This window comes from Pseudomonas sp. FP2335, assembly GCF_030687535.1.
GTDB lineage: Bacteria > Pseudomonadota > Gammaproteobacteria > Pseudomonadales > Pseudomonadaceae > Aquipseudomonas.
Map to the genome: position 1 here is coordinate 5,505,225 of NZ_CP117437.1, position 17,344 is coordinate 5,522,568.

General features: G+C 60.0%; 16 protein-coding genes. 8 read left to right on the top strand and 8 right to left on the bottom strand.

Annotated features, from left to right (window positions below; genetic code table 11):
- Positions 1–118 precede the first annotated feature (118 nt).
- From purU to PSH81_RS24915, 7 genes are all read right to left on the bottom strand, one after another.
- On the bottom strand, positions 119–976 hold the full coding sequence (purU, locus tag PSH81_RS24885) for a formyltetrahydrofolate deformylase (RefSeq protein ID WP_226454496.1): 858 nt from the start codon (positions 974–976) through the stop codon (positions 119–121).
- A 10-nt stretch (positions 977–986) separates the two neighbouring features.
- Complete coding sequence (locus tag PSH81_RS24890) at positions 987–1,619, bottom strand: sarcosine oxidase subunit gamma (protein WP_192299861.1); 633 nt, start codon at positions 1,617–1,619, stop codon at positions 987–989.
- 123 nt (positions 1,620–1,742) lie between these two features.
- Positions 1,743–4,760: a sarcosine oxidase subunit alpha gene (locus tag PSH81_RS24895; RefSeq protein ID WP_192299862.1), complete on the bottom strand. Its 3,018-nt coding sequence runs from the start codon at positions 4,758–4,760 to the stop codon at positions 1,743–1,745.
- Positions 4,757–5,059, bottom strand: coding sequence for a sarcosine oxidase subunit delta (locus PSH81_RS24900; protein ID WP_073525868.1), 303 nt, complete (start codon positions 5,057–5,059; stop codon positions 4,757–4,759). The genes PSH81_RS24895 and PSH81_RS24900 overlap by 4 nt, the downstream gene beginning before the upstream one ends.
- Before the next feature lie 14 nt (positions 5,060–5,073).
- On the bottom strand, positions 5,074–6,324 hold the full coding sequence (locus tag PSH81_RS24905) for a sarcosine oxidase subunit beta (protein ID WP_034115307.1): 1,251 nt from the start codon (positions 6,322–6,324) through the stop codon (positions 5,074–5,076).
- Positions 6,325–6,346: 22 nt separating this feature from the next.
- The gene (gene glyA, locus PSH81_RS24910) at positions 6,347–7,600 is read right to left on the bottom strand and encodes a serine hydroxymethyltransferase (protein WP_226454497.1); all 1,254 of its coding nucleotides are present in this window, start codon (positions 7,598–7,600) and stop codon (positions 6,347–6,349) included.
- A gap of 238 nt (positions 7,601–7,838) precedes the next feature.
- Entirely contained in the window at positions 7,839–8,561 is a 723-nt protein-coding gene (locus PSH81_RS24915; protein ID WP_226454498.1) for a TraX family protein, read from the bottom strand.
- A gap of 90 nt (positions 8,562–8,651) precedes the next feature.
- On the opposite strand from PSH81_RS24915, the gene PSH81_RS24920 reads away from it, so the two are divergent.
- On the top strand, positions 8,652–9,692 hold the full coding sequence (locus tag PSH81_RS24920; RefSeq protein ID WP_226454499.1) for a low specificity L-threonine aldolase: 1,041 nt from the start codon (positions 8,652–8,654) through the stop codon (positions 9,690–9,692).
- A gap of 183 nt (positions 9,693–9,875) precedes the next feature.
- Positions 9,876–10,076: a hypothetical protein gene (locus PSH81_RS24925; protein ID WP_305391656.1), complete on the top strand. Its 201-nt coding sequence runs from the start codon at positions 9,876–9,878 to the stop codon at positions 10,074–10,076.
- Positions 10,077–10,206: 130 nt separating this feature from the next.
- Here the strand turns inward: PSH81_RS24925 and gbcB are convergent, their stop codons facing one another.
- Positions 10,207–11,307 (bottom strand): glycine-betaine demethylase subunit GbcB, encoded by a 1,101-nt coding sequence (gbcB, locus tag PSH81_RS24930; protein ID WP_192299867.1) that lies wholly within the window; start codon positions 11,305–11,307, stop codon positions 10,207–10,209.
- Positions 11,308–11,591: 284 nt separating this feature from the next.
- Between gbcB and gbcA the strand changes: the two genes are divergently transcribed.
- The 6 genes from gbcA to gspG all read left to right on the top strand — a co-directional run bounded on the left by gbcA (position 11,592) and on the right by gspG (position 17,343).
- On the top strand, positions 11,592–12,887 hold the full coding sequence (gbcA, locus tag PSH81_RS24935) for a glycine-betaine demethylase subunit GbcA (protein WP_192299868.1): 1,296 nt from the start codon (positions 11,592–11,594) through the stop codon (positions 12,885–12,887).
- Between the two features lie 906 nt (positions 12,888–13,793).
- A complete protein-coding gene (locus tag PSH81_RS24940) occupies positions 13,794–14,288 on the top strand; it encodes a prepilin-type N-terminal cleavage/methylation domain-containing protein (RefSeq protein ID WP_305392804.1) in 495 nt (164 codons plus the stop codon).
- Positions 14,263–14,643: a type II secretion system protein gene (locus PSH81_RS24945; RefSeq protein ID WP_305391657.1), complete on the top strand. Its 381-nt coding sequence runs from the start codon at positions 14,263–14,265 to the stop codon at positions 14,641–14,643. The genes PSH81_RS24940 and PSH81_RS24945 overlap by 26 nt, the downstream gene beginning before the upstream one ends.
- Positions 14,630–15,136 (top strand): type II secretion system protein, encoded by a 507-nt coding sequence (locus PSH81_RS24950; RefSeq protein WP_226454502.1) that lies wholly within the window; start codon positions 14,630–14,632, stop codon positions 15,134–15,136. The genes PSH81_RS24945 and PSH81_RS24950 overlap by 14 nt, the downstream gene beginning before the upstream one ends.
- Before the next feature lie 74 nt (positions 15,137–15,210).
- A complete protein-coding gene (locus tag PSH81_RS24955; RefSeq protein WP_226454503.1) occupies positions 15,211–16,659 on the top strand; it encodes a lytic polysaccharide monooxygenase in 1,449 nt (482 codons plus the stop codon).
- Positions 16,660–16,911: 252 nt separating this feature from the next.
- Entirely contained in the window at positions 16,912–17,343 is a 432-nt protein-coding gene (gspG, locus tag PSH81_RS24960; protein WP_226454504.1) for a type II secretion system major pseudopilin GspG, read from the top strand.
- The last annotated feature ends 1 nt before the right edge of the window (position 17,344 follow it).

The window sequence follows — 17,344 nt, forward strand, 5'->3', positions numbered from 1 at the left end:
TGCTCGGGTTACAGATGCTGTTTTTGCGTTGTTTGTCAGGGCCTCATCGCAGGCAAGCCAGCTCCCACAGGAGTACGCATTCCCAATGTGGGAGCGGGCTTGCCCGCGAAGGCGTCAGTCAGAGCACCACCGTTCTATTGGCGTTCAAGAAAACCCGCCGCTCAATGTGATACCCAACGGCCCGGGCCAACGTCAGCCCTTCAATATCACGCCCCTTGGCGATCAAATCCTCGGGATAGTGGCTGTGATCCACCACCTCCACGCCCTGGGCGATGATCGGGCCTTCGTCCAGATCGTTGTTGATGTAATGCGCCGTGGCGCCCACCAACTTCACGCCCTTGTTGTACGCCTGATGATACGGCTTGGCGCCCTTGAACCCCGGCAACAACGAGTGGTGAATGTTGATGGCCTTTCCATCAAGTTTGCGGCACAGCTCCGGCGACAGCACTTGCATGTAGCGCGCAAGGATCACCAGTTCGGCACCGGTGTCTTCCACCACCTGCCACACCTGACGCTCCTGGGACGGTTTGTCATTGGGGTCGAGGGGGAAATGGTAGTAGGGAATCTGGTGCCAGTCGGCCAACGGCTTCAGATCGGGGTGGTTGGACACCACCGCGACCACGTCCATCGACAATTGGCCGATGCGCTGGCGGTACAGCAGGTCGTTGAGGCAGTGATCGGCCTTGGAGACCATGATCACCACTTTTGGCCGGTAGTTTGGCGCCGTCAGCTCAAAGATCATCCCAAAGGCTTCGCCGCGAATGGCCAGGCCATCGCGGAAACCTTGCTCGTCAAAACCGTCGGGCTGGCGGAACTCCACGCGGATGAAAAACCGGCCCGAAAGCCGGTCATCGAACGAGTGGTGCTCAGTAACGTAGCAGCCCTGCTCGAACAGGTAGCGGGTGACCGCGTCCACCGTGCCGAGCACGCTGGGGCAGTCGGCGGTCAAAATCCATGTATCAGGTGCGCGGCTCATGGCTGATTCCTCAGGCTTGGACGTTGAGGCCGAATTCCGCCGAGGCGTCCTGCAACCACAACCACCAGTAGTCCGAGAAGCTGCGACGAATCAGCAGTTCCCAGGTGTTTTCGGCCGTGTGGCGGATCACCAGTTGCGACTTGGCGAACACCGTGCCCACCGCCTTGCCTACCGGGAAGTTGTCGGGGTGTACGTCGTAGCTGGTGGACTTCATCAACACGTCGCGCACGTTCGGGCCGCTCAGTTCAAGGATCTGCTGGCCGCCGCTGACGTTGACCACCTGGATATGCAAATCACCCAGGGCCTCGCGCAGGTTTTTCTCGGCGGCGAATTCTTCACCGCTTGGCACGATGAGCAACCACTCATCCGGGCCGAGCCATTGCAGGCTGGTTTCGCCTTTGACGATCACGGTCAGGGCGCTGGGCAGTTCGATGCCGAGGGCCTTGTGCACGCCGGCGGCGAAGGCTGCATCGTGCCCATCGCCCCGGATGGTCAGGTGGCCCAGAAGTTTCTTTTCACGCACGGTCACACCGGCGTTCTTGCGACCCTTGCCAACCAGGCTGGCGAGGTCGGCATGGTGCAGCGACGACTCGGCCTTGGCCCCGGTGGTTGGGCGTTGTTGGTACACATTGGCTGCTGTCATAAAGCACCTATCCAAATTCTGTTGTGAGGCTACTGGCGTCTTCGCGAGCAAGCCCGCTCCCACAGGGTTTACGCATTCCAAATGTGGGAGCGGGCTTGCTCGCGAAGGCCGCTACTCGGTCCGTCAGATATTTTGACGATCACCCTTGGGATCGAAGAACACCGAAGACACAATCTCCGCCTCGATCACACTGCCATCGGCCTGTGGCGAGAACACCCGTTCACCGATGCGCTTCAAGCCGCCCTTGACCACGCCCATGGCAAACGAATAACCAAGGGAGTTGTGCGCATAACTTGAAGTGACGTGACCGACCATCTTCATCGGGATCGACTGCTTCGGATCAAACACCAGTTGCGCACCTTCGGGCAGCCACACTTTCGGATCGACCGGCTTGAGGCCCACCAGTTGCTTGCGCTCTTCACGCACGCAGTCTTCACGGTTCATGCCGCGCCAGCCGATCCACGAGAACGGCTTGGTGCGACCGACACACCAGCCCATGTTCAGGTCGTCCGGAGTCATCGAGCCGTCGGTATCCTGGCCGACGATGATGAAGCCCTTCTCGGCCCGCAGCACGTGCATGGTTTCGGTGCCGTAGGGGGTCAGGTTGTACTTCTTGCCCGCCGCGACGATCTGTTCGAGCACGCCCATGGCGTAGTCGGCCTGCACGTTGACTTCGTACGACAGCTCGCCGGTAAACGAGATCCGGAACACCCGCGCCGGTACGCCGCCCACCAGGCCTTCTTTCCAGGTCATGAACGGGAAGCCGTCCTTGTCCAGGTCGATGTCGGTGACTTCGGCCAGCAGCTTGCGGCTGTTGGGGCCGGACAGGGTCATGGTGGCCCAGTGGTCGGTGACCGAGGTGAAGTACACCTTGAGGTCTGGCCATTCGGTCTGTTGGTAGATTTCCAGCCACTGCAGCACGCGAGCAGCGCCGCCGGTGGTGGTAGTCATCAGGAAGTGGTTGTCGGCGAGGCAGGCCGTTACGCCGTCGTCGAAGACCATGCCGTCTTCCTTGCACATCAGGCCGTAGCGCGCCTTGCCCACATCGAGCTTGGTCCAGGCGTTGGTGTAGATGCGGTTGAGGAACTCACGGGCATCCGGGCCCTGAATGTCGATCTTGCCGAGTGTGGACGCATCCAGCAGGCCCACGCTGTCGCGCACGGCCAGGCATTCGCGTTTCACCGCGGCGTGCAGGTCTTCACCGTTGCGTGGGAAATACCATGGGCGTTTCCACTGGCCGACGTCTTCAAACTCGGCGCCGTTCTTCACGTGCCAGGCTTGCAGTGCGGTGTAGCGCACAGGTTCGAAGATGTGCCCACAGTGACGGCCCGCCACCGCGCCGAACGTCACCGGCGTGTAGTTCGGACGGAACATGGTGGTGCCCATCTGCGGGATGGTCACGTTCAACGAACGGGCGGCAATCGCCAGGCCGTTGACGTTGCCCAGCTTGCCCTGGTCGGTGCCGAAGCCCAGTGCGGTGTAGCGCTTGACGTGTTCGACCGACTCGAAACCTTCGCGGGTCGCCAGTTCGATGGCGGCGGCGGTGACGTCGTTCTGCAGGTCGACGAATTGCTTCGGCGCCCGTGCGGTCGGCTTGTCGTGGGGCACCTGGTATACCGCCAGCGTTGGCTCTTCCAAGCGGCTCAGGGCTTTTGGCAGGGTGCCTTCGACCGGCGCAAAACCGGCCTCGCTGGCCGCGCGCACGCCGCCTTCAAAACCATCGGCCAGGGAATCGCCGAGGCCGTAGACGCCATTGATGCCACCGACGCACACGCGTTTCTGCGGCGCTTCGCCCGGGACAAAACCGAGGATGTCTTCACGCCAGGTCGGCTTGCCGCCCAGGTGCGACGCCAGGTGAACCACCGGGCTGTAGCCGCCGGAACTGGCCACCAGGTCACAGTCCAGCCATTCGCCTGGGCTGGTGACTTTGTGCGCTTTCACATCGATCGCGGCCACACGGGCAGCGGTGACGTGCTTGCTGCCACGGGCTTCGATCACGGCGCTGCCGGTGAGGATGCGAATACCTTTGGCGCGGGCTTCTTCCACCAGCGCACCACGTGGGTTGTGGCGCACATCGGCGACGGCGACCACTTGCAGGCCGGCGTCGAGCCAGTCCAGCGCAACGCGGTAGGCGTGGTCGTTATTGGTCGACAGCACCAGTTTTTTACCCGGCGCCACGCCGTAGCGACGCACGTAGGTAGAGACCGCACCGGCGAGCATGTTGCCCGGCACGTCGTTGTTGCCGTACACCAGTGGACGCTCGCACGCGCCCGTCGCCAACACCACGCGTTTGGCGCGCACACGGTGGATACGCTGGCGCACCACGCCAATCGGCGCACGGTCACCGAGGTGATCGGTGAGGCGCTCGTGAATGGTCAGGAAGTTATGGTCGTGGTAGCCGTTGACGGTGGCGCGCGGCAGCAGCACCACGTCCGGCAGGGCCTTGAGTTCAGCGATGACGCTGGCGACCCATTCGGTAGCCGGCTTGCCGTCGAGGCTTTCGCGGGAATCGAGCAGCGAACCGCCGAACTCCTCCTGCTCGTCGGCAATGATCACGCGCGCGCCGCTGCGTGCGGCAGCCAGTGCGGCGGCCAGGCCGGCAGGGCCTGCGCCGACCACCAGCACGTCGCAGTGACGGTTGAAGTTGTCGTAGGTGTCCGGATCGTTCTCGGTCGGCGAGCGGCCAAGACCGGCAGCCTTACGAATGTACTTCTCGTAGGTCATCCAGAACGATTGCGGGTACATGAAGGTTTTGTAGTAGAAACCCGGCGGCATCAGCTTGCCGCCGACCTTACCGAGAATGCCCATCACGTCATTGTTGACGTTCGGCCAGCCGTTGGTGCTGGTGGCGACCAGGCCTTGGTACAGCGCCTGTTGCGTGGCGCGCACGTTGGGAATCTGGGTGGCTTCGGTCGCACCGATCTGCAACACCGCGTTCGGCTCTTCGGCACCGGCGGCGAAGATGCCGCGAGGACGCGAGTACTTGAAGCTGCGGCCGATGATGTCGACGCCGTTGGCCAACAGGGCGGCGGCCAGGGTGTCGCCTTCAAAGCCCTTGTAGGTCTGGCCGTTGAAGGTAAACGTCAGGACTTTATTACGGTCGATCCGGCCACCGTTGGACAGGCGATTGGTCTGGCTCATACCTTCTCTCCAGAGGCCTTGGCGGTGAATTGGGGCTTCTCACCGATCTTGTAGGTTTCAAGAATTTCGTAGGTCAGGGTGTCGCGGGTCGCGTTGAAATACTGGCGGCAACCGGCGGCGTGAATCCACAACTCGTGGTGCAGGCCACGGGGGTTGTCGCGGAAGAACATGTAGTCGCCCCACTGCTCATCGGTGCAGGCATTCGGGTCCAGCGGGCGCGGGATATGCGCTTGGCCGGACGCGTGGAATTCCTCTTCGGAGCGCAGTTCGCCACAGTGAGGACAGAAGATATGCAACATAGGAATTTCTCCTGTTAGTGGGCGACGGCCGCAGCGCCGTGTTCGTCGATCAACGCACCGTTGTGGAAACGGTCGATGGAGAAAGGTGCGGCCAACGGGTGCATTTCACCCTTGGCGAGGCTGGCGGCAAACACGTTGCCTGAGCCTGGAGTGGCCTTGAAGCCACCGGTGCCCCAACCGCAGTTGAAGAACATGTTCGGCACTGGCGTCTTGGAGATGATCGGGCAGGCGTCCGGCGTGGTGTCGACGATGCCGCCCCACTGGCGGTTCATGCGTACGCGCGACAGCACCGGGAACATCTCGACGATGGCCTGGATGGTGTGCTCGATCACCGGGTACGAACCACGCTGGCCATAGCCGTTGTAGCCGTCGATACCGGCGCCGATCACCAGGTCGCCCTTGTCGGACTGGCTGATGTAACCGTGCACGGCGTTGGACATGATCACGCTGTCGATAATCGGCTTGATCGGCTCCGACACCAACGCTTGCAGCGGATGGGATTCGATCGGCAGGCGGAAGCCGGCGAGCGAAGCCATGTGCCCGGAGTTACCGGCCGTGACCACACCGACGCGCTTGGCGCCGATAAAGCCCTTGGTGGTTTCCACGCCGATGCACACGCCGTTTTCCTTACGGAAACCGATCACTTCGGTCTGCTGGATCAGGTCCACGCCAAGGGCGTCGGCCGCACGGGCAAAGCCCCAGGCCACGGCATCGTGACGGGCCACGCCGCCACGCCGTTGCACGGTGGCACCGAGTACCGGGTAGCGGGTGTTTTTCGAGCAATCGAGGTACGGGATCTCGTCGGCCACTTGCTTGGCGTTGAGCAGCTCGCCGTCCACGCCGTTGAGGCGGTTGGCGCTCACGCGGCGCTCGGAATCACGGATGTCTTGCAGGGTGTGGCACAGGTTGTAGACGCCACGCTGGGAGAACATCACGTTGTAGTTCAGGTCCTGGGACAGGCCTTCCCACAGTTTCATCGCATGTTCGTACAGGTGCGCCGACTCGTCCCACAGGTAGTTGGAACGCACGATGGTGGTGTTGCGCGCGGTGTTACCGCCGCCCAGCCAGCCTTTCTCGACCACGGCCACGTTGGTGATGCCGTGTTCTTTTGCCAGGTAGTAGGCGGTCGCCAGACCATGCCCGCCGCCGCCGACGATGACCACGTCATAGACCTTTTTAGGGGTGGGCGTGCGCCACATCTTCTGCCAGTTTTCGTGGTGGCTGAGGGAGTGCTTGAAGAGGCCGAAGCCCGAGTAGCGTTGCATAGTCATTACTCCAAAACCGCGCTCAGCGATAAACCGGGAAATCAGCGCACAGGGCAGACACGTGCTTGGCCACGTTGGCCTCGACATCGGCGTCGCCGAGGTTGTCGAGGATGTCGCAGATCCAGCCGGCCAGTTCGATGCACTGCGCCACTTTGAAACCACGCGTGGTCACCGCCGGGGTGCCGATACGCAGGCCCGAGGTCACGAACGGCGACTGCGGGTCATTCGGCACGGCGTTTTTGTTGACGGTGATGTGGGCGCGACCGAGGGCGGCATCCGCCTCTTTGCCGGTGAGGCCCTGACGAATCAGGCTGACCAGGAACAGGTGGTTATCGGTGCCGCCGGACACTACATCGTAGCCGCGTTTGATAAACACGCTGGCCATCGCCTGGGCATTGTCGATCACTTGTTGCTGGTAGGCCTTGAAGCCTGGCTCCAGCGCTTCCTTGAAGCACACGGCCTTGCCGGCGATGACGTGCATCAGCGGGCCGCCCTGGGCACCGGGGAATACGGCGGCGTTGAGTTTCTTTTCGATCTCTTCGTTGGACTTGGCCAGGATCAAACCACCACGTGGACCGCGCAGGGTCTTGTGGGTGGTGGTGGTGACCACATCGGCGTACGGCAGCGGGTTCGGGTACAGGCCAGCGGCAACCAGGCCGGCGACGTGGGCCATGTCAACGAACAACAGCGCGCCAACCTTGTCGGCGATCTGACGGAAGCGTGGGAAATCCAGAGTCTTGGAGTAGGCAGAGAAACCGGCCACGACCATTTTCGGCTTGTGCTCGACCGCCAGGCGCTCGACTTCGTCGTAGTCGATCAGGCCGGTGTCGGTGTTGATGCCGTATTGCACTGCGTTGTACAGCTTGCCCGAGGACGACACTTTGGCGCCGTGGGTCAAGTGGCCGCCATGGGCCAGGCTCATGCCCAGGATGGTGTCGCCGGCTTGCAGCAGGGCCAGGTACACGGCGCTGTTGGCGGACGAACCGGAGTGCGGCTGCACGTTGGCGTAATCGGCGCCGAACAGCTGCTTGGCGCGTTCGATGGCCAGGGCTTCCACTTTATCCACATGCTCGCAGCCACCGTAGTAACGCTTGCCTGGGTAGCCTTCGGCGTATTTGTTGGTGAGGCCGCTGCCTTGAGCTTCCATCACGCGCTTGCTGGTGTAGTTCTCTGACGCGATCAGCTCGATATGATCTTCCTGGCGCTGCTCCTCGGCATTCATCGCCGCCAGCAGTGCATCGTCATATCCCTGGATCTGGTCTTGTTTGCTGAACATCGCGTCTCTCCCAGCCTTTCGTATTGTTGAGGCCCGGTGCAGGGCCCTTTGATGCGATGGTAGGGCTGGCGCCTGTAGATCAAATGCCTACGCACGCCACGCAAAGGTGCGTTTACGACATTCATTGAGCGCCGCAGAAAAAATGTGGGAGCGGGCTTGCTCGCGAATGCGGTGGGCCAGCCAATACATGTGTTGACTGACCCACCGCATTCGCGAGCAAGCCCGCTCCCACAGGGGGTTACGCAATGATTTTGCGGACGGTTAACAGCAGCAGAAAATGCAGAGGGTAGAGGGTGTAGGCCCAGCGGCGCATGGCCGGTGGCGACGCTTTTTTGCCATGTCGCAACAAGACAAGGCCAGCCAATGGCGCGATCAGGCATGTGGCGAGCCCCAAATAAGCCAACAGCGTGCCGCTATCGAGCAACACCTGCCATTGATTGGCCGCCACGCAGACCAACCCCGGCAATACACTGAAATACCAGGCACGGCTAAACACCAGCAGCATCGCTAACGGCAGCAGCACGCCAAAAAATCCGAACATCAGGTACGGGGAAAACACGCCGGCTATCGTGAGGGCAATCAGCGCCAATCCTCGATCAAAAAGCGTCTTCTGCTGCCATCCTCGCGCAACCAGCATTCCCAGCGCCAAGGTCGGCAACACATTCAACGTATCGGCATCCTCGATAAACAACCGATACGGTACCTCGCTGATCACACTGAACAGCAGCAGCCAGCCCAGGTAGCGCCCGCTGACCGGCGCCCCTTTCACCCGGTGCAGATTCGCCGCAATCGCCAGGCAGAACCATGGGAACGCCAGGCGCCCCGGCACATACAAACCATCCAGGCTCAACCCGACATAGCGCAGGTGATCGAGCACCATGCACAGCAGCGCCAGCCACTTGAGCAAGTCCAAAGCGCCATCTCGGACGGGTCCGACAGGCAAGGTGTGAGTGCCGTGCATAATTCCCCAGTGACTTTGCATTTACAGAGCGTGCGCACCCGCGACAATCTTGGTTACAGTGCGCACCAACATCGACCACAGGAATGGGCCATGACTGACAAGAGCCAACAATTCGCCAGCGACAACTATTCCGGCATTTGCCCGGAAGCCTGGGCCGCCATGGAACAAGCCAACCACGGCCATCAACGTGCCTACGGCGATGATGAATGGACCCACCGCGCCGCCGACGGTTTCCGCAACCTGTTCGAAACCGACTGTGAAGTGTTCTTCGCCTTCAACGGCACCGCCGCCAACTCCCTGGCGCTGTCCTCGCTGTGCCAGAGCTACCATAGCGTGATTTGCTCGGAAACTGCCCACGTCGAGACCGACGAATGCGGCGCGCCGGAGTTTTTCTCCAACGGCTCCAAGCTGCTCACCGCCCGTACCGAAAACGGCAAGCTGACTCCGGAATCGATCCGCGAGATCGCCCTCAAGCGCCAGGACATCCACTACCCCAAGCCCCGCGTGGTCACCCTGACCCAGGCCACCGAAGTCGGCAGCGTGTACACCCCGGACGAAATCCGCGCCATCAGCGCCACCTGCAAGGAACTCGGGCTGAACCTGCATATGGACGGCGCACGCTTCTCCAACGCTTGCGCATTCCTGGGCTGCTCGCCGGCCGACCTGACCTGGAAGGCCGGCGTCGACGTGCTGTGCTTTGGCGGCACCAAAAACGGCATGGCCGTGGGTGAAGCGATCCTGTTCTTCAACCACAAGCTGGCCGAAGACTTCGACTACCGCTGCAAACAGGCCGGCCAGTTGGCGTCGAAAATGCGCTTCCTGTCTGCCCCGTGGGTAGGCCTGCTGGAAAACGACGCCTGGCTCAAACACGCACGCCACGCCAACCATTGCGCGCAACTGTTGAGCAGCCTGGTGGCGGATATTCCCGGCGTGGAGTTGATGTTCCCGGTGCAGGCCAACGGCGTGTTCCTGCAACTCTCGGAGCCGGCGATTGCGGCGCTGACAGCCAAGGGCTGGCGCTTCTACACCTTCATCGGCAAAGGCGGCGCGCGCTTCATGTGTGCGTGGGACACAGAAGAGGAACGTGTAAGGGAATTGGCTGAGGATATTCGGAAAGTGATGGGCGCCTGATCCAGGCGGATACTGGCGCTATGCCGAGTCTGTTATTTGATATTTCTGACAGCAGCACACTGTATTTTCATTGACTAGCCTCTTGGAACCCGCAAGGAAAAGGCCGCTGCAGCGGCCACCTTTCGGGTACAACTGCCTGCCGAATCATCGGCCGGAAATGGAAATCCAGCAGAGAGCCAAACCATGGAATATCAAAGCAGCTTTACCACCCTGCAAAGCGACGACGGCGTCAACACCACAGTCATCGACTGGGATGAGTTCAGGAAATCCGCCAGAGTCGGCGACACCATCCGCGAGCCATCAAGGACGTTGAGGATCTACGATAAAGTCTATGAATTGACAGCATCTGGTCAGCACTTCGTCGTGCATATCTACGCCCAGTAACCACTGATGTGGGAGCGGGCTTGCTCGCGAATACGCAGTATCAGTCACCAGATCAGTGATCTGACACACCGCTTTCGCGAGCAAGCCCGCTCCCACACAAGCCCGCTCCTACTCTGAACTGCGCCCGCTGTCAGAACTCTATGCGCACGTCACCCTTCGGTACGCTGCAGCACGACAGGATGTAACCCTCGGCCTCGTCTTCCTCGGTGATCCCGCCGTTGTGCTCCATCTCCACCTCGCCACCCAGCTTCATCACCTTGCACGTGCCGCAGATCCCCATGCCACAGGCTTTCGGGATCAACAGGCCGAGCTTGGCCGCTGCCGCGTGCACGGTTTCGCCCGGCGCCACGCGGATGCTTTTGCCCGAAGCAATGAACTCCACTTGATGCAGATCCGCCAGGTCGATCTCCGGCGCATCCGCCGCTTGTTCAGCTTGCTCTACCGCATCGGCACGCGCTTCCGCCGGCGTGGCACCGAAGGATTCCTCGTGATAACGCGCCATATCGAACCCGGCGACTTCCAGCAGGCGTTTCACCGCGTTCATGTACGGCGTCGGGCCGCAGCAGAACACTTCGCGCTCAAGGAAGTCCGGCACCATCAGCTCGAGCATCTTGTGATTGAGGTAGCCACGATAACCCGCCCATGGTTCGCCCAGGCCGTGCTTTTCGCAGATCAGGTGCAGGCTGAAGTTGTCGATCCGCGAGGCCATGTGTTCCAGCTCGCGGTGGTAGATGATGTCTTTGGGCGAGCGGGCGCTGTGGATAAACGTCATGTCGACGTTGGCGTTGGTGTCGTAGAACCAGCGCGCCATGGACATTACCGGGGTGATCCCGACACCACCGCTGAGGTACAGCACTTTCGGGCTGGGGAAATCGATGGCGTTGAACAGGCCGACCGGCCCGTGCACCGCCAGCTCCTGGCCTTCGTGCAAGGTATCGTGCAGCCAGTTGGACACCTTGCCGCCCGGCACGCGCTTGATCGTCACCGAGAAGCTGTACGGCACCGACGGCGAGCTGGAAATGGTGTAGGAGCGCATGATCGGCTGGCCTTCGATTTCCAGCTCCAGGGTGACGAACTGCCCCGGCTTGAAAAAGAACAGGATCGGCTGGTCGGCCATGAAACAGAAGGTGCGCACGTCCCAGGTTTCCTGGATGACTTTGACGCAACGGACAATGTGTCGACCATTGGCCCAGGTCTGGGTGGTTACCGGATTCAGGAAGCTGTTGGACATGCTGATTCTCCACTGCCGATGTTCGGCTTTATGGTGGCGATTCTGCGTAACGTCGCAACCGCCCATTTACCTATCTGCGACATTCACATACTTATCGCGACCAGCCCCCAACTACCTAGGCTTGCGCGTCGGGAACAGATTGGGCCATGTCGCCCATGGATAAGGTTCAACCCATCGGCGGCCCCACACTCGCTCCCAACAACGACGCTTTCTTTACGCCTTGCACTGCACCAACCGTAGCCACTATTCGCCGGCCACACAGAATGGCCATGAGGACACACACGATGGACGTCACCGCAACCTTAAGCTTGGGCGATCCGCTGGAACCCGCACGCAAGGCCACCGCGCAAATGCTGCAAGAGCGCGAGCGCACTTTCTCGCTGCCACAGCCGTTCTACTCTGATGAGCGACTGTTTGATATCGACATGCAGGAAATCTTCCAGAAAGAGTGGTTGATCGCCGGCATGACCTGCGAGATCCCCGCCAAGGGCAACTACCTGACCCTGCAAGTGGGCAAGAACCCGATCATCGTGATCCGCGGCGCCGAAGGCGTGGTGCATGCGTTCCACAACGTGTGCCGTCACCGTGGCTCGCGCTTGTGCACCAGCGACAAGGGCAAGGTCGCCAAGCTGGTCTGCCACTACCACCAGTGGACCTACGAGCTGGACGGCCGCCTGCTGTTCGCCGGCACCGAGATGGGTGCTGACTTCGACATGAAGCAGTATGGCTTGAAGCCGGTGAACGTGAAGACCGCTGGCGGCTACATCTTCATCAGCCTGGCCGAGAACCCGCCAGCCATCGATGACTTCCTGTCGACGCTGAACCATTACATGGAACCGTACGACATGGAAAACACCAAGGTGGCGGTGCAAACCACCTTGATGGAGAAGGCCAACTGGAAGCTGGTGCTGGAAAACAACCGCGAGTGCTACCACTGCAACGCGTCGCACCCGGAACTGTTGAAGACCCTGCTGGAATGGGACGACGTCACCGACCCTCGCGCCGACCAGGCCTTCAAGGATCACGTCGCCGCATCGGCCGCCGCCTGGGACGCCGAGAAGATTCCGTACGCCCACGCCAGCTTCGGCCTGCGTAACCGCATCGTGCGCATGCCGCTGCTCAAGGGCACCGTGTCGATGACCCTGGACGGCAAGCAGGGCTGCGCCAAGCTGATGGGCCGCATCAAGAACCCGGACCTGGGCTCGATGCGCATCCTGCACCTGCCGCACTCGTGGAACCACTGCATGGGCGACCACATCATCGTGTTCACCGTGTGGCCGATCAGCGCCCAGGAAACCATGGTCACCACCAAGTGGCTGGTGCACAAAGACGCCGTCGAAGGCGTGGACTACGACGTGGAGCGCATGCGCCAGGTGTGGGACGCCACCAACGACCAGGACCGTCGCCTGGCCGAAGAGAACCAGCGCGGTATCAACTCCACCGCCTACCAACCGGGCCCGTACTCCAAGACCTATGAGTTCGGCGTGGTGAACTTCGTGGATTGGTACAGCGAGCGCATGCTCAACAACCTGGGGGCGGCGCCGGCGCCTTACCTCAAGGGCGTGGCCGCACACGAATAAACAAACATGCGGGCTTGATATGGGAGCGGGCTTGCTCGCGAAGGCGCAGTGTCAGTCACGGATGAAGTTGACTGATACACCGCTTTCGCGGGCAAGCCCGCTCCCACAGTTGATCGGCGCCGCTGGCAGATAGGCTGCCCCTCAACCATGGAATCTCCCACAGTTTGATCCGCACACTGTTCAAAATTTAGCCATACAGCCTACAGGCCTCGAGCAATAGGCCCTCCAGCCTTTGCCCAACAACTTATCCACAAAGCCACCCACAGCAATTGTGGGCAACTGTGCCTCCCAGCCAAAAATAACCGAAGAAAATCCGTGACTTATTCAGTCAGACGGTTTTGAGCACGCACTGATCATTTTTTGATCATAACCCTACAGGCCACGTAATCCGTGGCATGCAGCAGTACGCAAACACCTTATCCACAGAAGCGCCAACAGACTTTGGGTGTAACTTTGAAAGCGCTGTGGAAAACCACCTCAAAGCTTCATAAATCGAGGCTTTGAGGGAATTGGGCGCACAATTATCGGCAATTGATCAAAATATGATCACATGCGTGAAACGCCCTATCCACCTGGCCTGTAGCCGATAGCAAACATCTTATCCACAGAAGCGCCAACAGACTTTGGGGGCAACTCCAGAACCCGCGGGTGCCTTATCCACACGAAAACTGCCTTAAAAACCGTGACTTAGCCTGGTCAGTTTTCATACAAGGGCCTGGAGCCGTTGATTGGCGTGGGCTGTGGACAAGCACCAACACCTTATCCACAGCTACGCTCACAGCGATTGTGGGTAACCCGCGCAACTGTACAAAAAACATACGGCATCTACACTGACTGTTGCATCCAACCTCACAAGCCTGGGTTAACGCGGACGTCCTTGGCGCAACAACAGGAGAGACCACGGTGATCTGGCAGGGTCAAACCAGCCATCACTGCGCCAAAGGTTTTACGCTGATTGAGTTACTACTGACGCTGGCCCTGCTGGCCACGCTCGCGACAGTGGCATATCCGCTGACAGCACTGATGGGAAAACGTGATCGTGAACTCGACTTGCAGCGCTCGTTGCGGGAGATCCGGCGCGCCATCGATTCCTACAAGGAAGCCAGCGACGACGGACGCATTGAAAAGAGCGTCACCGACAGCGGCTACCCGCCCACCTTGCACGCATTGGTGGAAGGCGTGACGGACAAAACCAACCTGCAAGGCCAAAAACTCTATTTCCTGCGGCGCATTCCTCGCGATCCAGTCTGCGAGTGTGCGGAACTTGCGCCTGAAAAAACCTGGCAACTGCGCAGTTACAAGAGCAGCGCCGACAGCCCGCAAGAGGGGGAAGATGTCTTCGACGTTTCATCGCGCAACACTCGGGAGAGTTTGAATGGAACGCCCTACAACACCTGGTAATCGGGGTTTTACCCTGATCGAGTTGCTGGTGGTCATGGCCATCATCGCGACCCTCATGACCCTCGTGACACCCCAGTATTTCCGCCAGCACGCCAAGGCCCAGGAAACCGTGCTGCGCCACAACCTGTCGTCGATCCGCCAGGCCCTGGACCAATACCGCGAAGACCACGGCGCCAACCCCGACAGCCTGCAAGCCTTGGTGGATAAGCGCTACTTGCGTGAGATCCCCCGGGACCCGGTGACCGGCAGCCGCGACACCTGGCAACTGCAACCCTCGGACGAACAAGGCCTGGGTGACGTGCGCAGCGGCGCGCCCGGCACTGCCAACGACGGGAGCGCCTATGCCGACTGGTGAGCAGCGCCAACATGGCTCGGTGTTCATGGGCATGCTGGTGACGGTGGCGGTGGTCGCCGTGATGTTGATGCAAGTGGGCACGCTGTGGTCCAGCGTGTTGCAGCGCGAGCGTGAGCTGGAATTGCTCGCGCGGGGCAACGAGATTCGTCGGGCGATCGGCCTGTATTACCGCGAGGGCAACACCTTTCCCCAGTCCCTCGAAGACTTGGTCCAGGACCGCCGCCAACCCACCGTCAAACGCTACCTGCGCAAGCTCTACAACGACCCCCTGAGCGGCACCACAGACTGGGGCGTAGTCGCTGGCCCGGGTGACACCATCATGGGCGTATTCAGCAAAGCCCACGGCACACCGTTCAAGCAAGGCAACTTTGCAGTGATCAATCAGAGTTTTACAGGGCAAGGCAGTTATCAAGGGTGGGTGTTTCTGTATGGCTCTGTACAGAGTAGCCCTCCAACCCGCACCGCTCCCATGGGAGATCAGCTGAATCGATGACGTGAATGCATTTACACAACTGGTCGTTCCAGCAGTTCGGAACTTGTTTATCTGAATTGAAGGTGGAATAGAGCATGAACAACTTATTTCGATATATGAGTGTGCTTCAAAAGTACGTGCTGGCAGCCTGTATGTTGATGCCCATACAGACCGTTTTTGCCCATGGCGATGTGGACGGTTCACGCGCTGACAAGTGCAGCAAGGGACAGAACATTAACTGTGGCGGCGCACAATGGGAGCGACAAAGCACAGGCGAAACATACAAGGGCTTTCCCAATGGCAAAGGCGGCGCACCAGGGCAAGGCCCGGTTGATGGCGAAATTGCCAGCGGCAGCAATCAGCGCTTCGCGGCCCTGGACGCCCAGACAGCCACTCGATGGAATAAAACGGATATTTCAGATTCGAATATCTCGTTCACATGGACCTTTACCGCGCCACACCGGGCCACCATGTATGAGTACTTCGTTACAAAAAACGGCTGGAATCAGAACCAACCCCTCACCCGTGCGTCATTCGACCCCGCACCGTTCTGTAGCATCAACGCGGGCAACGTGGTGCCCGCCACGGGGCTCACTCACAACTGTGTGATTCCCCCTGGCAAGAGTGGCTACCACGTTATTCTCGCGAAGTGGACCGTTGATGACACCCCAATGGCATTTCACAAACCCATTGACGTGAACATCGAGATCGGGCCGGGCGTACCGGGCATGAAAAAGATCGGCAGTATTTTGCCCGTAGACACCTTACTGCCCGGAGATTCGGTCAAGGCACGTGCGTTCAGTAGTTCTGGGGAAAGCCAGACTTATTCCGTTTCGACCACGATCGGAACGCCAGAAGAAGGGATGCCGGAGCAATGGCCTCGTGTTCTCGCGAAAAAATTCAATGACACGCAAACATTGGTCAAAGCAGGCAAGCCTCAAGCCGATGGAACGATTGTTCCCGAAAGTGGTGAAAATGATATTTACGCCGCCCCGGCAAGTTTGATAACGCATTACGAAATAGAGAAAGACATCAAGGAAAATCCTAATGCGCGCATGACCATATCCGCCCTCCCTGCTGACAACCAACTGACGGATGGGAAATATGATCTGAAGTTCACCGTCATTGCCGACCCGACAATGAACGTGGAAACCACGTTATTTGATGCTGCCAACAAAGCAGTAGGGACCGCCAAAGGCGTTGTAGGCAACACGGGAGCCTGGCTGGACATGGCTATCCGTTCTCAGCCTGGGCTGCATACGCTCATTGCGACAGGAACAACCGAAGATGGCCGCACGTCACGCCAGTCCTCAGCCCCTCTCACACTGACCGGCACGGGTGAAGCGCAAAAATATGACTTCGTATTCCCTGATCAATTGAAGTCATACAAAGCGGGAACCCTCGTACTTCAACCCAAAAATGGCAAGGTTTACGAATGCAAGCCGGGAAGCGTCGCCGGGTGGTGCGCGATATGGACGCCGAGTGCGACCCAGTACGAGCCAGGATCCGGATCTAATTGGGACGATGCCTGGATCGCCAGATAAGCACACCGACAACGCCATACAGAACCTAGCGTAAACATTGAGGCGCCGCGAGAACCTCGCGGCGCTTTTCCAAAAAGGCTTGTTATTCACAATAACGATATAGAAAAGTGCCAATCGTTATAGGGTGCCCTTCGGCGCCGTACATCGACCGACGCTACAGTTGAAATAAGTACTGGTTCTAACGCAGTCCTACCGGCGGTGCCCGCTCCCCCTGCGGGCCGGAAGAGTTACACACAACCGTCGGGTATCGCCATGCGCACACGCACGCTTATCCACAACCCCCAACACGGCTTCACCCTGCTGGAGCTGCTCGTCGTCCTGCTGATCATCGCGCTCCTCGCCGGCTACGTTGGTCCCAAAATGTTCGACCGGCTCGAGCTGGCCAAAGTCCAAACCGCCCAGGGCCAGATGAAGTCCATCGCGGATGCCTTGAACCAGTACCGCCTGGACAACGGCAACTACCCCGACGAAACCCTGGGCCTCAACGCCCTCACTACCCGCCCCGCCAACGCAGCGAACTGGCAGGGGCCGTATCTGAAAACGCTGCCGCCAGACCCCTGGGGCAACCCGTACATTTTCAAGAACCCCGGCACCCCGCCCAACGATGCCGAGATCATCTCGCTGGGCCGCGATGGCAAGGCCGGCGGTGTAAACACCTACGCCGACATCGTCTACGGACTCTGAC

Excerpts from the sequence above, each read along its gene's own strand:
- PSH81_RS24895 (WP_192299862.1), bottom strand. The coding sequence starts at position 4,760 with ATGAGCCAGACCAATCGCCTGTCCAACGGTGGCCGGATCGACCGTAAT.
- purU (WP_226454496.1), bottom strand. The coding sequence starts at position 976 with ATGAGCCGCGCACCTGATACATGGATTTTGACCGCCGACTGCCCCAGC.
- gspG (WP_226454504.1), top strand. The coding sequence starts at position 16,912 with ATGCGCACACGCACGCTTATCCACAACCCCCAACACGGCTTCACCCTG.
- PSH81_RS24920 (WP_226454499.1), top strand. The coding sequence starts at position 8,652 with ATGACTGACAAGAGCCAACAATTCGCCAGCGACAACTATTCCGGCATT.
- glyA (WP_226454497.1), bottom strand. The coding sequence starts at position 7,600 with ATGTTCAGCAAACAAGACCAGATCCAGGGATATGACGATGCACTGCTG.
- PSH81_RS24905 (WP_034115307.1), bottom strand. The coding sequence starts at position 6,324 with ATGCAACGCTACTCGGGCTTCGGCCTCTTCAAGCACTCCCTCAGCCAC.
- PSH81_RS24950 (WP_226454502.1), top strand. The coding sequence starts at position 14,630 with ATGCCGACTGGTGAGCAGCGCCAACATGGCTCGGTGTTCATGGGCATG.
- PSH81_RS24890 (WP_192299861.1), bottom strand. The coding sequence starts at position 1,619 with ATGACAGCAGCCAATGTGTACCAACAACGCCCAACCACCGGGGCCAAG.
- PSH81_RS24915 (WP_226454498.1), bottom strand. The coding sequence starts at position 8,561 with ATGCACGGCACTCACACCTTGCCTGTCGGACCCGTCCGAGATGGCGCT.
- gbcB (WP_192299867.1), bottom strand. The coding sequence starts at position 11,307 with ATGTCCAACAGCTTCCTGAATCCGGTAACCACCCAGACCTGGGCCAAT.
- PSH81_RS24955 (WP_226454503.1), top strand. The coding sequence starts at position 15,211 with ATGAACAACTTATTTCGATATATGAGTGTGCTTCAAAAGTACGTGCTG.
- PSH81_RS24900 (WP_073525868.1), bottom strand. The coding sequence starts at position 5,059 with ATGTTGCATATCTTCTGTCCTCACTGTGGCGAACTGCGCTCCGAAGAG.
- PSH81_RS24925 (WP_305391656.1), top strand. The coding sequence starts at position 9,876 with ATGGAATATCAAAGCAGCTTTACCACCCTGCAAAGCGACGACGGCGTC.
- PSH81_RS24945 (WP_305391657.1), top strand. The coding sequence starts at position 14,263 with ATGGAACGCCCTACAACACCTGGTAATCGGGGTTTTACCCTGATCGAG.
- gbcA (WP_192299868.1), top strand. The coding sequence starts at position 11,592 with ATGGACGTCACCGCAACCTTAAGCTTGGGCGATCCGCTGGAACCCGCA.